The 19,881-nt window shown below is 72.8% G+C and carries 14 protein-coding genes; 4 read left to right on the top strand and 10 right to left on the bottom strand.

Annotated elements, in window-relative coordinates; all coding sequences use genetic code 11:
• Positions 1–32: 32 nt before the first annotated feature.
• Positions 33–1,937, bottom strand: a complete 1,905-nt coding sequence (locus tag ACFP6A_RS11680) for a hydantoinase B/oxoprolinase family protein (protein WP_379603727.1) — start codon at positions 1,935–1,937, stop codon at positions 33–35.
• Positions 1,934–4,033, bottom strand: a complete 2,100-nt coding sequence (locus ACFP6A_RS11675) for a hydantoinase/oxoprolinase family protein (RefSeq protein WP_379603725.1) — start codon at positions 4,031–4,033, stop codon at positions 1,934–1,936. Before ACFP6A_RS11675 ends, ACFP6A_RS11680 begins: the two co-directional genes overlap by 4 nt.
• A 480-nt stretch (positions 4,034–4,513) precedes the next feature.
• Here ACFP6A_RS11675 and ACFP6A_RS11670 point away from each other — a divergent pair, with 480 nt between their 5' ends.
• Positions 4,514–5,614 (top strand): aromatic acid exporter family protein, encoded by a 1,101-nt coding sequence (locus ACFP6A_RS11670; RefSeq protein ID WP_379603723.1) that lies wholly within the window; start codon positions 4,514–4,516, stop codon positions 5,612–5,614.
• Positions 5,615–5,766: 152 nt separating this feature from the next.
• On the opposite strand, the gene ACFP6A_RS11665 is transcribed toward ACFP6A_RS11670, so the two are convergent.
• The 8 genes from ACFP6A_RS11665 to ACFP6A_RS11630 form a co-directional block, all read right to left on the bottom strand.
• Positions 5,767–6,174: a PKD domain-containing protein gene (locus ACFP6A_RS11665; protein ID WP_379603721.1), complete on the bottom strand. Its 408-nt coding sequence runs from the start codon at positions 6,172–6,174 to the stop codon at positions 5,767–5,769.
• A gap of 437 nt (positions 6,175–6,611) precedes the next feature.
• Positions 6,612–7,178 (bottom strand): DUF6318 family protein, encoded by a 567-nt coding sequence (locus tag ACFP6A_RS11660; RefSeq protein ID WP_379603719.1) that lies wholly within the window; start codon positions 7,176–7,178, stop codon positions 6,612–6,614.
• A gap of 403 nt (positions 7,179–7,581) precedes the next feature.
• A complete protein-coding gene (locus ACFP6A_RS11655) occupies positions 7,582–8,319 on the bottom strand; it encodes a carbon monoxide dehydrogenase subunit G (protein ID WP_379603718.1) in 738 nt (245 codons plus the stop codon).
• Positions 8,316–10,778: an aerobic carbon-monoxide dehydrogenase large subunit gene (gene cutA / locus ACFP6A_RS11650; RefSeq protein WP_379603716.1), complete on the bottom strand. Its 2,463-nt coding sequence runs from the start codon at positions 10,776–10,778 to the stop codon at positions 8,316–8,318. Before cutA ends, ACFP6A_RS11655 begins: the two co-directional genes overlap by 4 nt.
• A complete protein-coding gene (locus ACFP6A_RS11645) occupies positions 10,775–11,287 on the bottom strand; it encodes a (2Fe-2S)-binding protein (protein WP_379603715.1) in 513 nt (170 codons plus the stop codon). The genes cutA and ACFP6A_RS11645 overlap by 4 nt, the downstream gene beginning before the upstream one ends.
• On the bottom strand, positions 11,284–12,177 hold the full coding sequence (locus ACFP6A_RS11640; protein WP_379603713.1) for an FAD binding domain-containing protein: 894 nt from the start codon (positions 12,175–12,177) through the stop codon (positions 11,284–11,286). Before ACFP6A_RS11640 ends, ACFP6A_RS11645 begins: the two co-directional genes overlap by 4 nt.
• Before the next feature lie 124 nt (positions 12,178–12,301).
• Positions 12,302–13,810 (bottom strand): uracil-xanthine permease family protein, encoded by a 1,509-nt coding sequence (locus tag ACFP6A_RS11635; protein WP_379603712.1) that lies wholly within the window; start codon positions 13,808–13,810, stop codon positions 12,302–12,304.
• Between the two features lie 252 nt (positions 13,811–14,062).
• Entirely contained in the window at positions 14,063–15,787 is a 1,725-nt protein-coding gene (locus ACFP6A_RS11630) for a PucR family transcriptional regulator (protein WP_379603710.1), read from the bottom strand.
• 93 nt (positions 15,788–15,880) lie between these two features.
• On the opposite strand from ACFP6A_RS11630, the gene ACFP6A_RS11625 reads away from it, so the two are divergent.
• Genes ACFP6A_RS11625 through ACFP6A_RS11615 form a run of 3 tightly spaced genes read left to right on the top strand, consistent with a single transcriptional unit; the run spans position 15,881 to position 19,742 of the window.
• A complete protein-coding gene (locus tag ACFP6A_RS11625; protein ID WP_379603708.1) occupies positions 15,881–16,762 on the top strand; it encodes a DUF2877 domain-containing protein in 882 nt (293 codons plus the stop codon).
• Positions 16,759–18,285, top strand: a complete 1,527-nt coding sequence (locus tag ACFP6A_RS11620) for an FdrA family protein (RefSeq protein WP_379603706.1) — start codon at positions 16,759–16,761, stop codon at positions 18,283–18,285. The genes ACFP6A_RS11625 and ACFP6A_RS11620 overlap by 4 nt, the downstream gene beginning before the upstream one ends.
• Entirely contained in the window at positions 18,282–19,742 is a 1,461-nt protein-coding gene (locus tag ACFP6A_RS11615) for a DUF1116 domain-containing protein (protein WP_379603705.1), read from the top strand. The genes ACFP6A_RS11620 and ACFP6A_RS11615 overlap by 4 nt, the downstream gene beginning before the upstream one ends.
• The last annotated feature ends 139 nt before the right edge of the window (positions 19,743–19,881 follow it).

The following is a 19,881-nucleotide window of genomic DNA, read 5'->3' as shown; positions in this document are numbered from 1 at the left end:
TCCTCGCCACGGAACCGACCCTACGGGTGCTCTCAGACCCAGTCGAGCTCCGCGGCCGTCGCACCCCCGGCGAGCCGGGCGTACCCCGGGCCGCGGTCGAAGAACGGCCGCTCCGCGGGCCGCGCGCCGCGCATCTGCTGGCGCAGCGCCTCGGTGGCGGCCGCGTCGAGGACCGGCTCCTCCGGCGTCCCGGTCAGCACGACGCCGTAGTCACGGCGTGCGCCGTCCAGCGACACCTTGCCCCACCGGACGTCGCGGACCACCTCCTCGTGCGGTCGCTCCAGCGGGTCGCCCCAACCACCACCGCCGGTGGTCCGGATCCGGATCACCTCGCCGGCGCGCACCGGCTCGTCGTCGGCGAGGGCGTCGACGGTGCGCTCGTTCGGCCCGCCCGGGTCGATCGTGACGTCGAAGGGCCGGCCGGCCTTGCCACCCTTGACCCCCCAGCAGGCCAGGATCGACCGGTCGGCGATGGACATGAAGCTCGCGTCCTTGAGCATCCGGATCCGCTTGTCGTAGCCGAGGCCACCGCGGTAGCGGCCCGGGCCGCCGGAGTCCACGGCCAGGCCGAGGCTCTCGACGACGAACGGGAAACGTGACTCGCTGAACTCGCTCGGAAGGTTGCGGGAGTCCGGGACGACGTGGATGGTGTCCTCGCCGTCCGCGTAGTACCGGCCACCGGAGCCGCCGCCGAGCACCTCCCGCATGAGGTAGGGCTGGCCGTCGAGGTCCTCGCCGTAGACGCCGGTGTACCGGATGGTCTCCTGGTCGGCGGGCATGTTGCCGTCGACGGCCTTGGCCACCGCGCCGGCCAGGACGCCGAGCAGTCGCAGGATGACGAATGTCCGGGCGTTCGTCGGGGCCGGGAAGACCGGGGTGAGCAGCGTCCCCTTCTCCGGGAAGCGCATCTCCAGCAGCGGGACGACGCCCTCGTTGACGTCGAGCTCGGCCATCCGCTCCGGGGTGTCGGCGAGGTTGCGCAGGATCGGCGCCAACCACTTGGCGAGGAAGTTGCCGTCCGCGTAGTCGCCGCAGTGGTTGATCGGCCCCTTTGCCTGCGGGCCGGTGCCGGTGAAGTCGATGATGAGCTTGGGCCCTGCAGGGTCGGTCTCGGGGACCTTCGTCAGGGTGATCCGCTGCCGGTGCAGCTTGGGCTCCTCCACCCCGTCGTGCTCGGCGTAGTCCTCCCAGACGTACGTGCCGTCGGGGATCTTGGCAAGGATCTCTCGCCGGTAGGTCTGAGTCGTCTTGTCCAGCAACGCGTCGAAGGCAGCCTCGACCTGCTTGCGGCCGTACCGGTCGAACAGCTCGCCGAGACGCCGGGCGCCCATGAGGCAGGCGGAGCACTCGGCGTCCAGGTCTGCGGCGAGCGACTCGGGCATCCGCGAGTTGCGCGTCATGATCCTCAGCGCGGCCTCGTTGGGGACACCCTGGTCCCACAGCCGGATCGGCGGGACCATGAGGCCCTCCTCGAACACGCTCCGTGCGTGCGAGGGCATCGACCCGGGGACGGCGCCCCCGATGTCGTCGTGGTGCCCGAACGCCTGGACGAAGGCCACCACCTCCGGCCCGTCGCCGGCGTCGTGGAACACCGGGACGGTCACGCAGAGGTCGGGCAGGTGCCCGATCCCGCCCTCGGACAGGTAGACGTCGTTGTGGAAGAACACGTCTCCAGGACGCATCGTCGCCAGCGGGAAGTCACGGGCGACCGGGTGGACCAGCGCTGAGTAGGAGCGGCCGGTGAGCTTGCGCAGGTGCCGGTCGTGGATGCCGGCGCGGAAGTCGTGGGCGTCGCGGATCATCGGCGAGCGCGACGTCCTGGCGATCGCCGTCTCCACCTCCATCTCGACGCTGGCGAGGTAGCCCTCGACGATCTCGACGAGCACCGGGTCGGCATCGGTCCCCGGGTCGGTGAGGCGGTACGGCTTGTCGCTCATCGGGTCGTCTCCTCGGTGGCGCGGGTGATCAGCAGGTTGCCGAAGCGGTCGACCTCGGCGCGGAACCCGGGGTGCAGCGGGACGGTGGAGCCGAACTCCTCGATCACCGCCGGCCCGGTGACGACGTCGCCCGCTCCCAGCCGTTCGCGGTCGTAGATGGCGGCCTGCGTCCACTCCTCGCCGAAGTGCACCTGCCGGCTGCCGGTGCGAGCACTGGCGGCGCCGGTGCCGGCGGCGACCTCGACGAGCTCGGGACGCCGGATCGGGCCGACCCCGGTGACCCGCAGGTTCACCCACTCGACCTGCTGGCGGTCGTCGTCGGTGAAGTCGTACCCGTAGAGCCGCCGGTGCTCGGCGTGGAACCGCTCGGCGACCGCGTCGACCAGCTCCCGGGTGACGGGCCCGTCGCCGATCTCGACGCGGACCTCGAAGGCCTGGCCGAAGTAGCGCAGGTCCGCGGTGCGCACGTACCGGCGACGGGACGGCTCGAAGCCCTCCCGCTCGAGTGCGCCGTCCGCCTCTGCGGCCAGCTCGTCGAGCACCCGGCTCACCTCGGCGAGGTCGAGCCGGTCGTGGCGGGCCACCGCGGTGCGGACGTAGTCGTTGCGGACGTCGACGGTGAGCAGCCCGAACGCCGACAGGTTGCCCGGGTTGAGCGGGACGAGAACCCCCTTGAGACCCAGGACGTCGACGAGCCGGCAGGCCAGCAGGGACCCCGAGCCGCCGAACGTCACCATCATGAAGTCCCGGACGTCGAGGCCCCGCTTGACGGTGATCTGCCGCAGGGCGTTGGCCTGGTTCCAGGCGGACACCTCCAGGACGCCGGTCGCCGTCCGCTCCAGGCTCAGACCCAGGCGCTCGGCGAGCTGCTCCAGGCCGGCCCGGGCCGCGTCGACGTCCAGTGGGATCTCGCCCCCCAGCAGGTGCGGCGGGATGCGTCCCATCGTCACGTGGGCGTCGGTGACGGTGACCTCCACACCGCCCTGTCCGTAGCAGATCGGACCGGGGTCGGCGCCGGCCGACTGCGGCCCGACCTTGAGCGTGCCCTCGGGGCTGACCCAGGCGATGGAGCCTCCGCCGGCGCCGACGGTGACCACGTCGATCATCGGGATCTTGCTCGGGTACACGCCGACCGAGCCCTCGGTGGTGAGCGCGGGGTGACCCTCGACGACGACGGTGACGTCGGTGGACGTGCCGCCGCCGTCGCAAGTCAGCACACTGGGGAACCCGGCGGCGCCGGCGACCATGGCCGCGCCGAGGGCGCCGGCGGCCGGACCGGACAGGACCGTGGTGATCGGCTGGTGGACCACCTCCTCGGCGCTGAGCACGCCGCCGTTGGACTTCATGACGTAGAACGGCACCCGGCGCGAGGTGCCGTCCTCCAGGGCGACGAACTCGTCCAGCCGGCGGGAGATGTTGGCGATGTACCGGCGGATGCTCGGCTTGACCGCGGCGTCGACGAGCGTCGTCATGGAGCGCTCGTACTCCCGGTACTCGCGCATCACCTCGCTGGAGATCGAGACGGTGGCCTCGGGGTGCTCGCGAAGCAGCACCTCACGCATCCGCTGCTCGTGGCCGGGGTTGACGTAGGAGTGCAGGAAGCAGACCGCAATGGTGGAGATCCCGTGGTCGCGGAAGAACCTGGCGGCGGCGACCGCCTCGTCCTCGTCGAAAGGGGTCAGCTCCCGGCCGTCGACGGCGATCCGCTCGGTGACGGTGCGGACCTTGTCAGCAGGCACGATCCGCGGCGGCTTCACCCAGAAGTAGGAGTTGCCGTAGCCGTCCGGCACCGACTGCCGGGCGATCTCCAGGATGTGCCGGTACCCGGCGGTGGTGATGAACCCGAGGTTCTCCACCTTGCCCTCGAGCAGCTTGTTCGTGGCGACGGTGGTGCCGTGGCTGACGGCGCTGACCGAGTCGCCGCCCAGACCGAGCTGGCCAAGCACCTTGTCGACCCCGGCGAGGAAGCCCTCCGCGGGGTCGGCGGGGGTCGACGGCGTCTTGGTCGTGGCGACCTCGCCGGTCGCCTCGTCGACCGCGACGACGTCGGTGAAGGTGCCGCCGGTGTCGATGCCGATCCTGATCTGCCTGCTCACGCTGGTCACCTGAGGTATTGCACTCGCCCACACGAGCGCGGACGTCGTCAAGCGTTGCCAAGGCGTCCCCGTGACCCTTGGCTGAACCCCCTGTTCGTGATCATGCAATCCCGCCACCCCCGCTCACCCACCCCGCCGGAGCCGACAACTCTGTCCGTGATCATGCAATCCCGCCACCCCCGCTCACCCACCCCGCCCGTACACGTGATCCTGCAAATCGGCCGTGGCAACTCCCCGGTGTAGTACGTGGTCAACGTGATCCAGCATCCTGTGAGCAGGCGTAAGAGCTGGGGTGGCGGGATTGCATGATCACGAACAGGAAGGGCGCCAGGAGGAGAGCTCCGGACGCCGAGCCCCCTTGACGGTGACTTGCCGCGGACATCGGCCCGGTCCCAAGCCGACACCTCCAGGACGCCGGTCGCCGTCCGCCGTCCGCCGCGGGCTCAGGTCCAGGTTGACCCGGCCGCTAGCGTGACGGAGGTGATCTGGGCTGGCCGCCGGCTCGCTCCCGCTCTCCGAGTCGGCCCCCGCGCACGGCTGCGCCGGTGGCAGCGCGCCGGCTGGCAGATCCTTCAGTGCGCAGTCGGCGCAGGACTGGCGTGGTTCGTGGCGCTCCACCTGCTCGGCCACCCGGACCCCTTCTTCGCTCCGGTAGCCGCGGTCGTGGCTCTGGGCATCTCGTACGGCGCACGCTTCCGACGGACGATCGAGATCGTCGTCGGTGTTGCCGTGGGCGTCGGGGTGGCCGACGCGTTCGTCGCCCTCGTCGGGACGGGGGTGTGGCAGATCGTCGTGGTCGTCGCGACCGCTATGTCGATCGCGGTGCTGCTCGACGCCGGCAACGTGCTCGTCACCCAGGCGGGCGTACAGGCGGTCATCGTCACGACGTTGCTGCCGGTCCCGGAGGCGGGGCTCGGGCGGTGGCTGGACGCCGTGGTCGGCGGAGCCGTGGCACTGGCAGTCGCCGCGGTGGCCCCCGGGTCGCCGTTGCGGCGCCCCCGCGAGCTCGTCGCGTCAACCTTGGTCGAAGTCGCGGACCTGCTGCACGCGGCGACGACCGCGGTGCGCGGCGGCGACCCGGACGGCGCCGCACGCACCCTGGAACGCGCGCGTCAGACGGAGGTGCGGCTCGTAGAGCTGCGCGACGCCGCCTCCGCCGGGCTGGACGTCGTCCGGGTGTCACCGTTCCGCCGACGCCACCGCGACCGCATCCGGTCCGTCTCCCGCCAGGCCGTGCCGCTGGACCGAGCGGTGCGAAATGTGCGCGTGCTCGTCCGCCGGCTGGCCACCGCGGCCCGGATGGCGGAACCGCTGCCCCGAGAGCTGCTCGTGCTCGTCGACGAGCTCGCGGACGCCGCCGGGACCCTGGCCGAACAGATTGCCGCGGAAGGGGACGTAAGCATCGCCGTGGCACGGCTGCGGCGGGTGGGCGCGGCGTCGGCCGAGGTGCCTCGTAGCACCTTGTCCGGGGACGTCGTCCTCGGGCAGGTGCGGTCCACCATCGTCGACCTGCTCAACGTGGCCGGCCTGCCAGACGAGGAGGCGCTCGCCGCCGTCCCGGCGGCCCGCAGTCACCCCTAGGCATTGGGACCAGCCATCACCCTGTTCGTGATCATGCAATCCCGCCACCCCCTGTCTCCCAGCCGTGATCATGCAATCCCGCCACCCCGTTCACCGGCCCCGCCAGTACACGTGATCCCGCGAATTCGGCCGTGACCTCGGGGACGCGGCAGTCAGTCCTGGGGATCGGCGACCAGAAGGTTGCGGCCGGCGAGGGCCTCGACGTCCACCGGCGCGGAGGTGACCTGAGCCTCCCCAGCGATCGGCAGCCACGGCCCACCGGCCACCGAGTACTCCCCGGTGTAGTACGTCGTCAACGTGATCGAGTAGCGGTCAGCCCGCTCGTAGGTGTGGGTGATCGTCAACGCCGGGTACGGGGAACCCGGCTCGCTGGTGGGACCGTGACCGGTGCCGTCCCCGAAGTCCCACGCGTACCGGGACGGCGTGGCCCGCACCCGCACCGGGAACCCCAGCAGCTCGGTGTCAAGGGTGACCGGCTCAGCAGTGGCGTACACGTTCGTCGGGATCCCCACCATCGTGTAACCGTTGTCCGGCTCCACGTTCGGCGTACCCGCCGGCAACGGCAGACGCTGAAAATCAGCTAGCGTGAAACCGGGAATGGCGGCGCCCGCCGTGGTCGCCTCCCCCGGCGAAAGGCAGCGAGCCCCGGCCAACTCCCAGGCGGTCATCCCACCCACTGGCCGACGGAATAGCCAGTACATCACTCGCTCATCCGGGCACGAGGCTTCTGCCTGTGCGCAACCCACATCGGCGCCCTCGACGTTGGGAGTGTTACCCGGACATGCCGGCACATGAGTGAACTCGAACGATGGGGCAGAGGTCCTTACCGGCTCAATGTTAGTGCCGGTCCCCGACGATCTCGACCACCCGTCCACCACAAATGACTCGTCGCGGGCTTCACCGAAGAAGTCGGAAGCACCGTGGGATTGAGCAATTGCCGGAACGGCGGCGGCGGCGGCGGCCAAGAGGAGCGACAGAACCGCAACCTTTACCGCTCTCACGTGATGACTCCGATCTCAAAGAGCTGCCATTCAGTCCCGGCGTTGGCCACGTAGACGTTGACCGCGATTTGTCCCGACGCGGGTGACTCTTCTTGTACTTCACCGTCCGCATCGACGACTCTGGAATCGGACTCCCTCACAGTCATTGTTACCACGACGCCACGATTGTCCCCTGGAGCCGCAGCGCTGGTCAGCACCTCAATGTTCAGCCCCTGGGTGATCAGCCCCTGCTGTGCGCGTTCTTCGATCTCTGCGATGGAGGCATTGCAGATTTCGCATTCCGACTCTGCCAGAGCCCGTAGCGGCTCAGTGTTTCCGGTGGCGTACGCATACTCGACGACGTCGAACCAATGACGGGCGAATGCATCCGCACCCGCCTCGGTCATCTCCTTCGCCTCCGCCGGGATCTCCGGCGGCGCAGGCACCGTCTCACTCGCCGTCGCGGTCGGCTGCTCAGTTACCACCGACCGGGACGTCGTCGGCGACGGCTCCTCGGTCGCACCGGCCGAGCACCCACCGGCCGCAAGCGCCAGCACGACCCCAATCACGCAGAACCGGTCCACGGTCCCGAACCATAACCACCACGAACCCTGACGAGGTACCCCTCAGCCGCCGGCCTGTGGACAAGCAGCCGAGGCGCGGCGAACGCTCATGACCCCCAGGAGGGAGCAACCCAAGAACATGACACAGCACCCTGGGACCCCGGAAGGTTCTAGAGGTCCGCATCGGGTCATGGGCGCGCCCTACAGAATGCTGCCCCCAGTCCAGCCATGGCGGCGTGTCGCGCCACCAACCCAGCATCCTGCGAGCAGACGTGCGAACTGGGGGTGGCGGGAGTGCATGATCACCAACGGGGCCAGAGGGTGGCGGGAGTGCATGATCACCAACGGGGCCAGAGGGTGGCGGGATTGCATGATCACGAACGGGGGTCAGAGGGTGGCGGGATTGCATGATCACGAAAGGGGGTTAGCGTCGGCGGGCGATGCGCCAGCCGACGAGGACGCCGGCCAGCGCCCAGAAGGCGCCGGCACCCACCCCGGCCAGCACGATCCAGAACGGCACGCGCATGGCCTCCGTCGACGACGGCACGGCAGGTGCCGGGGCGCGGAAGACGGCACCCGCAGATGCGCTGGGCCCGGCGGCCGTCGGTGAACCGGCCGTCGACGCAGCGCCCGCCGGCGCAGCAGCACCCTGGGCACCGGCCGTCGGCGCAGGAGCCTCCGGCGCGGGTGCGCCCTGCACCCCGACCGGCTCGGGCGCCGGCACCGCGCCGGTCAGCAGGGCGTCCACGTTGCCGAAGAACTGCCCGGCCATCTTCTTCGCCACCCCGGTGATCATCCGCTGGCCGACGCCGCCGACCATGCCGCCGACGACGGCGTCGGCGTCGTAGCTGAGCAGCGTGCCCTCGCCCTGCTCGGCGAGCGTGACCCGCACCGAGGCGTCCACGGTGCCCGGGGCGCCGGCACCCTTGCCCTTGAGGGTGAACGCGTTCGGCGGGGTGCGGTCGGTCAGCGCGACCTCGCCGTCGTAGGTGCCCTTGATGGAGGCGACCCCGGCGGTGATGGACATCCGGTAGCGGTCCTCGCCGGTCTGCTCGAGGGACTCCACGCCCGGGATCGTGCGGACGAGCACGTTCGGGTCGTTGAGCGCCTCGTACACCTTCGCCGGGGGGGCGCTGAGGGTGGCCGTGCCGCTGATCTTCATCGGGAGGTGGCTCCTTGGTTCGTGGGGAGGGTCGTCGCAGCGGCCGCGCGCAGCGCGAACAGCTCGCTCGGGGAGATCGGCATCCGGGTGATGGGAATGCCCTCGGCGTCCTCGATGGCCGCGGCGAACGCCGCGGCGCCGGGGATCACGCCGGCCTCCCCCGCGCCCTTGACGCCGAGCGGGTTGAGCGGGGACGGCGTCTCGAGGTGGTCCACCTCGATCCGGGCGGGCACCTCGGTGGCGTACGGCATGAGGAAGTCCATGAACGAGGCGTTGAGCAGCTGGCCGTGCTCGTCGTACTCCATCCGCTCGTACAGGGCACCACCGACGCCCTGGGCGACGCCGCCGTTGATCTGGCCCTCCACGATGCGCGGGTTGATCAGGTTGCCGCAGTCGTGGACGACGCAGTACCGCAGGATCCGGACCTCGGCAGTGTCCGGGTCGGTCTCGACGACGACCGCGTGCATGCCGGAGGCGAACGTCGAGTGCGGCGGGGAGTAGTAGCCGGTGGCCTCCAGACCGGGTTCCTCGCCCTCGGGCACGGGGGGTTTCGAGGTGTCCCCGACCGCGAACTGGGTGGCCGCCTTGGCCGCCTCGTCGAAGGCGTACCGCAGCGGGTTGGACAGCACGGCGATGGTGCCGAGCGGCAGCGCGGGCCCGCTGTCACCGGCGCCCTTGACCCGGGCGGCGCCGTCCACGAGCTCGAGGTCGGCCTCGTCCACCTCGAGGGCGTCCGCGGCGATCCGCAACGCCTTCTGGCGGACCTGGTCCGCGGCGACCGAGATGGCCGACCCGCTCATCACCGCGGCCCGGGAGGCGAACGTGCCGACGGCGTACCGGAACCGTCGGGTGTCGCCGGTGACGACCTCGACGTCCTCGAGCGGGACGCCGAGACGGTCGGCGACGATCTGGGCGAACACCGTCTGGTGGCCCTGCCCCTGGGTGGTCAGGCCGGTGGCGACCTTCACCTTGCCGGACGTCTCGACGAGGACGTGACCTCCCTCGTACGGGCCGACACCGGTGCCCTCGACGTAGCAGGCCAGGCCGATGCCGACCCGTCGTCCCTCGGCGCGGGCCCGCTCCCGGTAGGCCTCGAAGTCGTCCCAGCCGACGAGCTCCTTGAGCTTGTCCAGCGAGCGCGGGTAGTCCCCGGAGTCGTAGATCAGCGGCCGCCCGTCCTGGAACGTCAGGTGGTGGTCGTAGGGCATCTCCTCGGGCTGGATGAAGTTGACCGCCCGGACGTCGGCCCGGTCCTTGCCGAGGTAGGCGGCGATCGCGTCCATCGTCCGCTCCATCGCGAAGACGCCCTGGGGACGGCCGGCGCCGCGGTAAGGGGTGACGATGACGGTATTCGTGTACAGGGACCAGAACTCGGCCCGGAACGCCTCCGGCTTGTACGGCCCGAGCACCTGGGTCGAGGTGATGATCGGGACGATGATCCCGTACGGCGTGTAGGCGCCGTTGTCGTGCCAGAACCGGAAGTCGAACGCGAGCAGCCGGCCGTCGTCGTCGAAGCCGACGGTGACCTTCTGCAGCTGGCCACGCTCGTGGGCGCTGGAGACGAAGTGCTCCCGGCGGTCCTCCACCCACTTGACCTCGCGGGCGATCCCGGCCCGGCCGAGCTTGCGCGCCGCCCACGGCACGAGGATCTCCTCCGGCCACGGGTGGACGATCTTGACGCCGAAGCCGCCGCCGACGTCCGGGGCGACGCACTCGACCTTGACCAGCGGCATCCCGAGGCGCGCGGCGACGGCGGCCCGCACGGACGTCGACGCCTGGGTCGAGGTGTAGACGCGAAGTGACTGCTCGTCGCCGTCCCAGCGGGCGTAGACGCCCTTGCCCTCCATCGGCATCGACGCGCTGCGCTCGATCTCCAGGTCGATCTCGAGGGTGTGCGGCGCGGCGGCGAGCGCGGCCTGGACGTCCCCGACCTCCTGGACGAGGTGCGCGGCGACGTTGTCGGGGACGTCGGGGTGCACCGTGCGGTCGGCGTCCCGGGCCGCCTCGATGCCGACGACGGGGGGCAGCGGGTCGTAGCTGACGACGATCCGGCCGGCGGCGTCCTCGGCGACGTACCGGTCCCGGGCGACGACCATGACGACGGCCTCGCCGACATGGTTGACCTCGTCCTTGGCCAGGGCGTACCCGGTGCGCGGCGCGTACAGCGCCGGGTGCGGGATGAGCACCGGCAGCGGCTCGGACAGCGTCGTCGGGGCGCTCTCGCCGCCGGCCTCGTCATCGGCCGCCAGGTCCTCCCAGGTGTACACGGCGACGACCCCGTCCACGGCGAGCGCCTCGGTGGCGTCGACGTCGAGGACCCGTGCGTGGGCGTGCGGGCTGCGGACGAAGGCGACAGCGAGCGCGTCGTGCCCGAGGTCGTCGAGGTACCGGCCGTCGCCGCGCAGCAGCCGCGGGTCCTCGAGCCGGGCGACGGGCTCGCCGAACTGTCGGGTGCTCACCGGGCGGCCTCCTTGCGCAGCTCGGCGGCCCGCAGCACGGCGGCCCGGATCCCCTGGTACCCGGTGCAGCGGCACAGGTTGCCGGAGATCGCCTCAGTGGCCTCCTCCTCGGTCGGGTCCGGGTTCTGCTCGAGGTAGGCGGCCACGGTGGTGACGAAGCCGGGGGTGCAGAAGCCGCACTGCAGGCCGTGGGTCTCGACGAACGCCTGCTGCACGGGGTGCAGTGTGCCGTCCGCGGCGGCTAGCCCCTCGACGGTCGTCACCTCGTGGCCGTCGGCGGTGGCAGCCAGGGTGAGGCACGAGCGCACCGGCTCCCCGTCGAGCAGGACGGTGCACGCGCCGCACACCCCGTGCTCGCAGCCGACGTGGGTGCCGGTCAGCCGCAGGTCGTGGCGCAGGACGTCGGACAGCAGCCGCCGCGATGGCACGGTCACCTCGCGCAGCACACCGTTGACGCGGACCCGGACGTCGATCGTCTGCTCCGGCGCGCTCTCCGGCTGTGCGGTCATGCGGCATCCCTCCCGATGGCGTCGGCCGCCTCACGGGCGGCCTGCTGCAGGGCCCGGGCGGTGAGCACCCGGACGAGCTGGCGGCGGTACTCGACGGTGGCGTGGATGTCGGCGTCCACGTCGACCAGTCCGTCGGCGAGGTCGCCGGCGGCCGCCCAGTCCGGCGGCGGGGCATCGGGGTGCACGCCGCGGACGGCGTCGGTGAGGTCGACGACGGTGCCGAGCTCACCGGCGGTGACGAAGCTGGCCCGGGCCTGGGCGACGGCGCCGGCGTCGTCCAGCCGGACGGCGGCGACCACCCCGACGACGGCGTAGTCGCCGTGCCGGCGAGCGACCTCCAGGACGGCGGTCCCGGTGCCCGCCGCCGGCCGGGGGAAGGTGGCGGCGACGACGAGCTCGTCGGGCTCCAGCGAGGTCTCCAGCGCACCCAGGAACAGGTCCCGGACGCCGATCTCGCGCTCTCCGCGGACCGAGGCCGCGGTGACCGTCCCGTCGAGCAGCGTGAGCACGGCGGGCATCTCCCCGGACGGGTCGGCGTGGGCGATCGAGCCGACGGTGGTCCCCCGGTTACGGATGGTGGCGTGGGCGACGTGGCGCAGGCCCTGGCGCAGCAGCGGGATCGCGGCGGCCGCGGCGTCGTGCCGCTCCAGGGCGGCGTGCCGCACGAGGGCCCCGACCCGGACGGCGTCGTCGGTGACGGTGACGTCGGCCAGGTCGGGCACCTCGTTGACGTCGACGAGGTGGGCCGGGGAGGCGAGCCGCATCGACATCAGCGGGAGGAGGCTCTGGCCGCCGGCCAGGACCTTGCCGTCGGCGCCGACGTCGGCGAGGACCTGCAGCGCCTCGGGCACGCTCCGCGGCCGGTGGTAGGTGAAGGGCGCGGGCTTCATGAACCGATCCTCTCCCGCGGTTGTGAGCGTCGCCTCGTCGAATAGTGCCGAGTCCTGCCCGGCGCGAAAGTGAGCGGTCGCCGGTGCACTGGGCGCACCGGCGACCGCCGCACGGGTCCCGCCCTCAGTGCGCCCGGTGGCTCCCGCCGCCGGGGCGGTGCGGGTCGACGTCCGGGTGCGACTCGTCCGGCGCCTGCCGGCTGTAGGCCTCCGGGTCCCCACCGGTGTATCCCCCCGGCGCGTCGAAGATGATCGTCGTGCCGCGGCCACGGTGCTTGAGGTGCTCCGGGGCCAGGGCGAACGCCAGGTGGTAGCCGAGGATGGTGACGATGGTGCCCAGGGCGATGCCGGAGAGCACGAAGTCGTCGGTGACCTGCAGGCTGGTGTCGCCGATGGCGATGATGACGCCGGCGGCCACCGGGACGAGGTTGAGCGGGTTGCCGAAGTCGACGTTGTTCTCGCGCCAGATCTTGGCACCGAGCAGGCCGATCATGCCGTAGAGGACGACGGTGATCCCGCCGAGGACGCCGCCGGGTGTGGCCGAGACCAGGGCTCCGAACTTCGGGGAGAAGCCGAACAGGATCGCGAAGCCGGCGGCGGCGAAGTAGGCGGCGGTGGAGTACACCCGGGTCGCCGCCATCACGCCGATGTTCTCGGCGTACGTGGTGGTCGGCGAGCCGCCGACGGAGGTGGCGACCATGGTGCCGACGCCGTCCGCTGCGATCGCGCGGCCCATCAGCGGGTCGAGGTCCTTGCCGGTCATCTCCGCGACGGCCTTGACGTGCCCCGCGTTCTCGGCGATGAGGGCGATGACCGCCGGGATGACGAGCAGGATGAAGGTCGTGTTGAAGCTCGGCAGGTGCCAGCCGACGATCTCGGCGCCGTCCGGACCGGTCGAGGTCTGCGGCGGGAAGCCGAACCAGGCGGCCTCGCGGACGCCGTCCCAGTTGACCCGCCAGTGGGTGGTGACCTCACCGGCACCGGCGTCGTAGGAGGTGATCTGCCCGAAGACCCGGTCGAACACCCACGACAGCAGGTACCCGAAGACCAGGCCGAGGAAGATCGAGATGCGCCCGAGGAAACCGCGCAGCCCCACGCTCATCGCGATGACGGCGGTCATGACGATGAGGGCGATCCACTGGTCCTGCGGCCAGTAGACGTTGGCCACCACCGGCGCCAGGTTGAACCCGATGAGCATGACCACCGCACCCGTGACGACCGGCGGCAGCACCGCGTGCAGGGCGCGGGAGCCCGCGAAGTGGATGCCGATACCGGCCAGGGCGAGGATCAGGCCGGCGATGAGGATGGAGCCGGTGACCTCCTGCGTCGTGCCGCCCTGGGCTCGGATGGCGACGACGGCGCCGACGAAGGCGGCAGAGGTGCCGAGGTAGCTGGGCACCTGGCCCTTGACGATCAGCAGGAAGATGATCGTCGCGATGCCGCTCATCATGATGGCGAGCTGAGGGTTGAGCCCCATGATGATGGGGAAGACGAAGGTGGCGCCGAACATCGCGACGACGTGCTGGGCACCCAGACCGACGGTGCGACCCCAGGACAGGCGTTCGTCGGGGGCGACGACCTCCCCCGGAGCGGGCGACTTGCCGTCGCCGTGCAGCTTCCAGCCGATTGCCATGTGGAACTCCTCCCACCGGACGGACGTCCGGCAACTGTGCGATCCCTGCGGCCCCGGGTGGACGGCCGAGTGGTGATCAGGATGGGGGAACGCTAGGCAGACGTGTGGGAGGTCACACCGGCGACTTTCGCCCAGCGGCCCCCTCGATCCTTGTCACGCTGTGCGCTCGCGGCCGCGGACGGCGTCCGGCGCCTTCCGCGCGTGTCCCGGCATACCGGGACGGACCCGGACACGGGTCTCTCACCGGCAGGGTCACAGCCCCCGCATCGCGACGACGCGCAGGGCGAGGGCGACGTCGAGGCGCAGGTTGGCGTCGGTGGTGAACGGTCCGAGGATCCGCTCGAGCTTCGTGATCCGGTAGCGCAGGGTGTTGTAGTGGAAGTGCAGTCGCCGAGCCGTCTCGGCGACGTTGAGGTTGGTCTCCAGCAGCACCTCGAGCGTGCGACGCAGGTCCTCCTGCTCGGCGCCGGGGCCGGCGAGCTCCCGCAGCGTCTCGGTCGCGAACGACCGCAGCTCCGCTCCGTCCGGCACCAGGCTGAGCAGCCGGTAGACGCCGAGGGAGTCGAAGTGGCTGACGGTGCCGGCGCCGTCCACCTGGCGACCGACCCGGACGGCGGTGCGCGCCTGCTCGTACCCGGCCGGCACCTCGGCCAGCCCGGTGCACACCCGGCTCACCCCCAGGGAGAAGGACCGCCGGCCTCCCCCACCCTCCCCGCGGATGGCGGCGACGAGCTCACGGACGGCGCGGGGCACGTCACCGTCGGACGGCACCCCGATCAGGGCGACCGCCTCGGTGCTGAACGCGGCCGTCGCCGCGCCCGGGTCCCGGGCGCCGACGGCGATGCCGAGCGCGGTCGCCTGCCGCTCGACGAGCGGGCGCAGCGCGGTGGACGTGCCCGGGCCGCGGGTGTCCCGGGGGTCGTCGTCGGGTTCGAGCACGAGGACGACGAGCGGCCGGTCGAGGTCCCACCCGAGCCCGGCGGCGTGCCGGGCGGCGAGCGCCGGGTCGCCGGAGCGGCCGAGCAGCACGTCCCGCAGGAAGTCCGAGCGGTACTTGCCCTCCACTGCGGCGACCGCCAGCTCTCGGGTGACGACGAGCGCGGCCGCCGTCGCGGCTCGCTCCAGCGCCTGCAGGTCGTCCTCGCCGAGGCGGCGGTGCCGGGAGAACGCGGCGATCCGGCCGTGGTCCAGGCTGCCGGCGGCGACGGTGACGACGGCGTGCCCGCCGCCGTCGGGGTGCTCGTGCAGCCCCAGCGCGCAGCCGGGGTCCTCCACCCGCAGCCGCCCGGCCGCGTCGAGCAGGCGGGCGCAGGGCTCGGCGGCCAGCTCGCCGGGGTCGCCGGCGGAGGCGACCGGGCGGCCGTCGGGGGCGGTGACGAGCACGGTGACCCCGAGGGCGTCGGCGGTGCCGGCGGCGAGCTCGGGCAGGCCGCCGCCGCCCAGGACGATCCCGACCAGGTGCCGGTGCACCTCCTCGGCGCGGGCCAGCGTGCGTGCCTGCCGGTTGACGAGGTCGCTGAGCACCTCGGTGAGAACGTCGTCGAACGACACGTGCTCGGGCAGGGCCAGCACGGGCAGGCCGAGCCGGTCGGCGACCTCGACGACGGACTCGGGCAGCTGCTCCAGGTAGCGACCCAGCTTGATCCCCAGGGCGCTCACCCCGGCCGCGTCGAGCTCGACCACGAGACCGGCGAGCCGCTCGGGCTCCTCCCGCAGCGGGTAGCCGGTGGTGAGCAGCAGCTCCCCCGGGCGCACCCACCGGGCGATGTCGGGCACCTCCATGACGTTGAGCCGGGTCACCACCCGGTCCAGACCGTCCGCGCCGGCCAGCACCTCGGTACCGGCCAGCACGTCGGTGTCCAGGACCCGCCGCACGGACAGGCCGAGGCCGGTCTCCCGGACGCTCGGCAGGGTCGGACGACCGGGGCTCGGCAGAGTCGGACGAGTCGAGGCGAGTTCGTTGGCAACTTCGGCCATCCCGGCAGGGTAGCCGCAGCCCGTAGCGTCGGACGCCGACCGGCTCGAGGGCCGAGGACCGAGGACGTCCGGCGAGCGCAGGAGGAGGACGGCGTGCCCGCAGCGCTGCCGGTGGCCGCGGCCGCCCCGCTCGCCCCGCTGCTCGACGGCCCTCCCCTGCCGGCGCGTGTCGCCGTCACCGGTCGCTGGGCTGCCTACCTCGTCGCCCCACCCGCCGCAGCCGGCCGACCGGACCGGGTGGTCGTGATCGCCACCCCGGACGCCGTCGTCCCGCCGTGCGCCGTCGTCCTGCGCGCCGGCCTGATCCCGGCCGACCTCGTCGCCGTCGGCGACGAGGTGACCGTCGGCGGCGGCGGCCTGCGCACGCCGGCGGGGGTGCTCGCCGTCCGCAGGTGGTGGACACCGCCGCGACTGCCGACCGGCACCCCCGACCGGGCCTCGGCCCGGATCGCCGCCGCACTGCTCGGCGAACCGCCGGTCCCCGGCGGGCCCGACGACACCCGCTCCCGGGCCCTGCTGGCCGCGGCGCCCGCGGCCGAGGCCGTCCTGGCCGGGGACGTCACCGGCGCCGTCACCGTGCTGACCCGGGTGATCGGCCTGGGCCCCGGCTCGACCCCGTCGGGGGACGACGTCGCGGCCGCCGTCCTGCTCGCCGGCCGCGCGGTCGGCGCCCCCCGCGTGGACCGCACCGCCGACGCTGTCCTGCGCGCCGCCGCCGGGCGTACCACGCCGGTGTCGATGGGGCTGCTCGCCGAGGCGGCCGCCGGCCGTGCTGTCCCGCCGGTCGTCGGCGCGCTGCGGGCGCTGCTCGGTGCCGCCCCGGTGGAACCGGCCGTGCGCCGCCTGCTGGCGGTGGGGTCGACGTCCGGCACCGATCTGGCCACCGGCCTGGTCGCCACCGTCGCCGCGGCCGTCCGGCGCACCCGCCCCCGGCCGCCCCAGGACCTGTCCGCCTCGCTGAGGAGAAGCGCATGAAGCAGCACGTCGAGGTCCGCAAGGGCCAGTACCACGACTCGGTGACCCTGCTGTCGGTCAGCCGGACCGTGGCCGCCGTCGAGGGCATCGCCGCCGCCCAGGTGGCGATGGCCACCGAGCTCAACCTCGACGTGCTCACCGGGATGGGCTTCGAGGTCCCGCCGAGCGCCCCGGAGGACCTCGTCGTCGCCGTCCGGGTCGCCGACGACGCCGAGGACCCGGACGCCGCCGTGCAGGCCGCGCTCGCCGTCCTCGCCGACGCCCTGTCGACCAAGGAGGCCGGCCCCACCGGCGCTGCGGCCGAACCTGCCCGTACGACCGGGATCGCCCTGGCCCGGCAGCCGGCACCCGTCGCCGTGGTCTCCGTCCCCGGCCGGCACGCGACCGTCGAGGCGCTCGACGCCGTGCGCGCCGGCTCGTCGGTCATGGTGTTCAGCGACAACGTCCCGGTCGCCGACGAGGTGCTGCTCAAGCGGGAGGCCGCGCGGCGCGGCGTGCTCGTCATGGGCCCCGACTGCGGCACGGCCGTCGTCGGCGGGGTCGGCCTCGGGTTCGCCAACGTCGTACGCCCCGGCCCGGTGTCCCTCGTCGCCGCCAGCGGCACCGGTGCCCAGCACCTGATGGCGCTGCTGGACGCCGCCGGGATCGGCGTCCGGCACTGTCTGGGGCTGGGCGGGCGCGACCTCGGCGCCGAGGTCGGTGGGCTCGGCGCCGAGCAGGCCCTGCGGGTGCTCGCCGCCGACGAGGCCACCGAGATGGTCGTCCTGGTCTCCAAACCGGCCGACCCGCAGGTCGTCGGCCGCCTCGAGGACGTCGCCGCCGACCTCGGTCTGCGCGTCGAGTGGGCCACCCTGGGCGCCGACCAGCCCCATCTCACCGCGGCCGCCGAACGGGTCTGCGCGGCTCTTGGCCGTCAGGTGCCGACGTGGCCGACGTGGGGCGACGTCGACCGCGCCACGGCCGACCGCGCCGAGGGCCTGGTGCGTGGCCTGTTCGCCGGCGGGACGCTGTGCGACGAGGCGATGGCCGTCGCCGGCCGCCGGCTCGGACCGATCGCCTCGAACATCCCGCTGGCGGGGTGGCCGGCGCTCGCGGTGGACGGCCCCTCCGCGCTGGCGGCCGCCCTGCGCGGGGCCGGGCACGCCATGGTCGACCTCGGCGACGACGCCCTCACCCAGGGGCGGGCGCACCCGATGATCGACCCGTCGCTGCGGCTGGAGGCGCTGCGCGAGACGGCCGCGGACGAGCGGGTCCGGGTCGTGCTGCTCGACGTCGTCCTCGGGCACGGCGCCCACGCCGACCCGGCCGCCGAGCACGCCCCGGTGATCCGGGACGTGCTGTCCTCCGCCCGGGCCGCCGGCCATGCGCTGGACGTCGTGGTGTCCCTCACCGGCACCGCCGGTGACCCGCAGGGTCGCGACGCCCAGGCCGAGGCGCTCGCCGCCGCCGGCGCCGCCGTCCTGCTGTCCAACGCCGCCGCCACCGAGCTCGCGGTCGACCTCGCCTCTGGAGCCCAGCGATGACCACGCCGTCCCCCCTCGCCCCGTCCCCCCTCGCCCCCTCCGTCGAGGCACTGCTCGCCGGCCCGCAACGGGTCGTCACCACCGGCGTCGACCTGTTCGCCGACGCCCTGGAGGCGCAGGCCGTCACCGCCGACCGGGTCGACTGGCGGCCGCCGATCGCGGACGCCGACGCCCTGCGCGCCGTCCTGACCGACCCCCGGGTCGAGGAGGCGAACCGGACGGCGATCGAGCGCGTGCTGGCCTCCGGCGCGGTACTCACCGACGTGCTGCCCGCCGATGAGGCGCTGCCGCTGCCGCGCGGCACGTTCTTCCACGCCGGCCCCCCGCTGACGTGGGACACCGCCAGCGGTCCGATGCGCGGCGCCCTCATCGGCGCGATGCTCTTCGAGGGCCTCGCCGACAGCCCCGAGGACGCGCAGGCCCAGCTGTCCGCCGGCCGGCTCGCCGACGGCACCGACGTCGTCCTGGACCCCTGCCACCACCACGCCGCGGTCGGCCCGATGGCCGGCGTCATCAGTCCGGGCATGTGGGTGTTCGAGCTGACCGACCCCGCCAGCGGGCGCACCGCCTACTGCTCCCTCAACGAGGGCCTCGGCAAGGTGCTGCGCTACGGCGCCTACGGCGAGGAGGTCACCGAGCGGCTGCGGTGGATGTCCGGCGTGCTCGGGCCGTTGCTGCAGCAGGCCGTCCGGCGGCGGGCCGCCTCGGACGCCGGCCCGCTCGACGTCCGGGCGATCATCGCCCAGATGCTGCAGATGGGCGACGAGGGCCACAACCGCAACCGGGCCGGCACGATGATGCTGGTCCGCGAGCTGGTCCCCGAGCTGCTCGAGCTCGGCGCCGACCCCGGCGACGTCGCGGACGTCGTCCGGTTCTGCAACGGCAACGACCACTTCTTCCTCAACCTCGTCATGCCCGCATGCAAGCTGGCCCTGGACGCCGGCCGGGACGTGCCCGGCTCGACGCTGGTCGTGGCGATGGCCCGCAACGGCACGGAGTTCGGCATCCAGGTCTCCGGCACCGGCGACCAGTGGTTCACCGGCCCGGCGGAGGTGCCCGACGGGCTGTTCCTCGGCGACTACACCGAGGAGGACGCCAACCCCGACATCGGCGACTCGGCGATCACCGAGACCGCGGGCATCGGCGGGTTCGCGATGGCCGCCGCCCCGGCGATCACCGCGTTCGTCGGCGGCGACGCGGACTTCGCCCTGGCCACCACCCGGCGGATGTACGACATCACCCTCGCCGAGCACCCCGCCTTCCAGGTGCCGATCCTCGGCTTCCGCGGCACCCCGGTCGGGATCGACGTGACCGCGGTGGCGCGGACCGGCATCCTGCCGCAGATCAACACCGGCATCGCCGGCAAGGTGCCCGGTACCGGGCAGGTCGGCGCGGGGCTGGTGAACCCGCCGGCACAGTGCTTCACGGCGGCGGTGGCCTGTGGCTTGCGCCGTTAAATGGCGGGGTTCTGTAGGTGATATGTGGCGGGCCCCGGTCAACCCTGATCCACCGACCGGGTTCGGCGGTGTGAGCGTGGCGTAGGGCGAGAATGCCCTCTTGAGCTGGGAGGATGTGGATTGCGACGTCTACGTCCAA

It is taken from the genome of Quadrisphaera sp. GCM10027208, from assembly GCF_042658805.1.
GTDB lineage: Bacteria > Actinomycetota > Actinomycetes > Actinomycetales > SCSIO-59966 > SCSIO-59966.
This window is presented reverse-complemented; position numbering and strand designations above follow the sequence as displayed.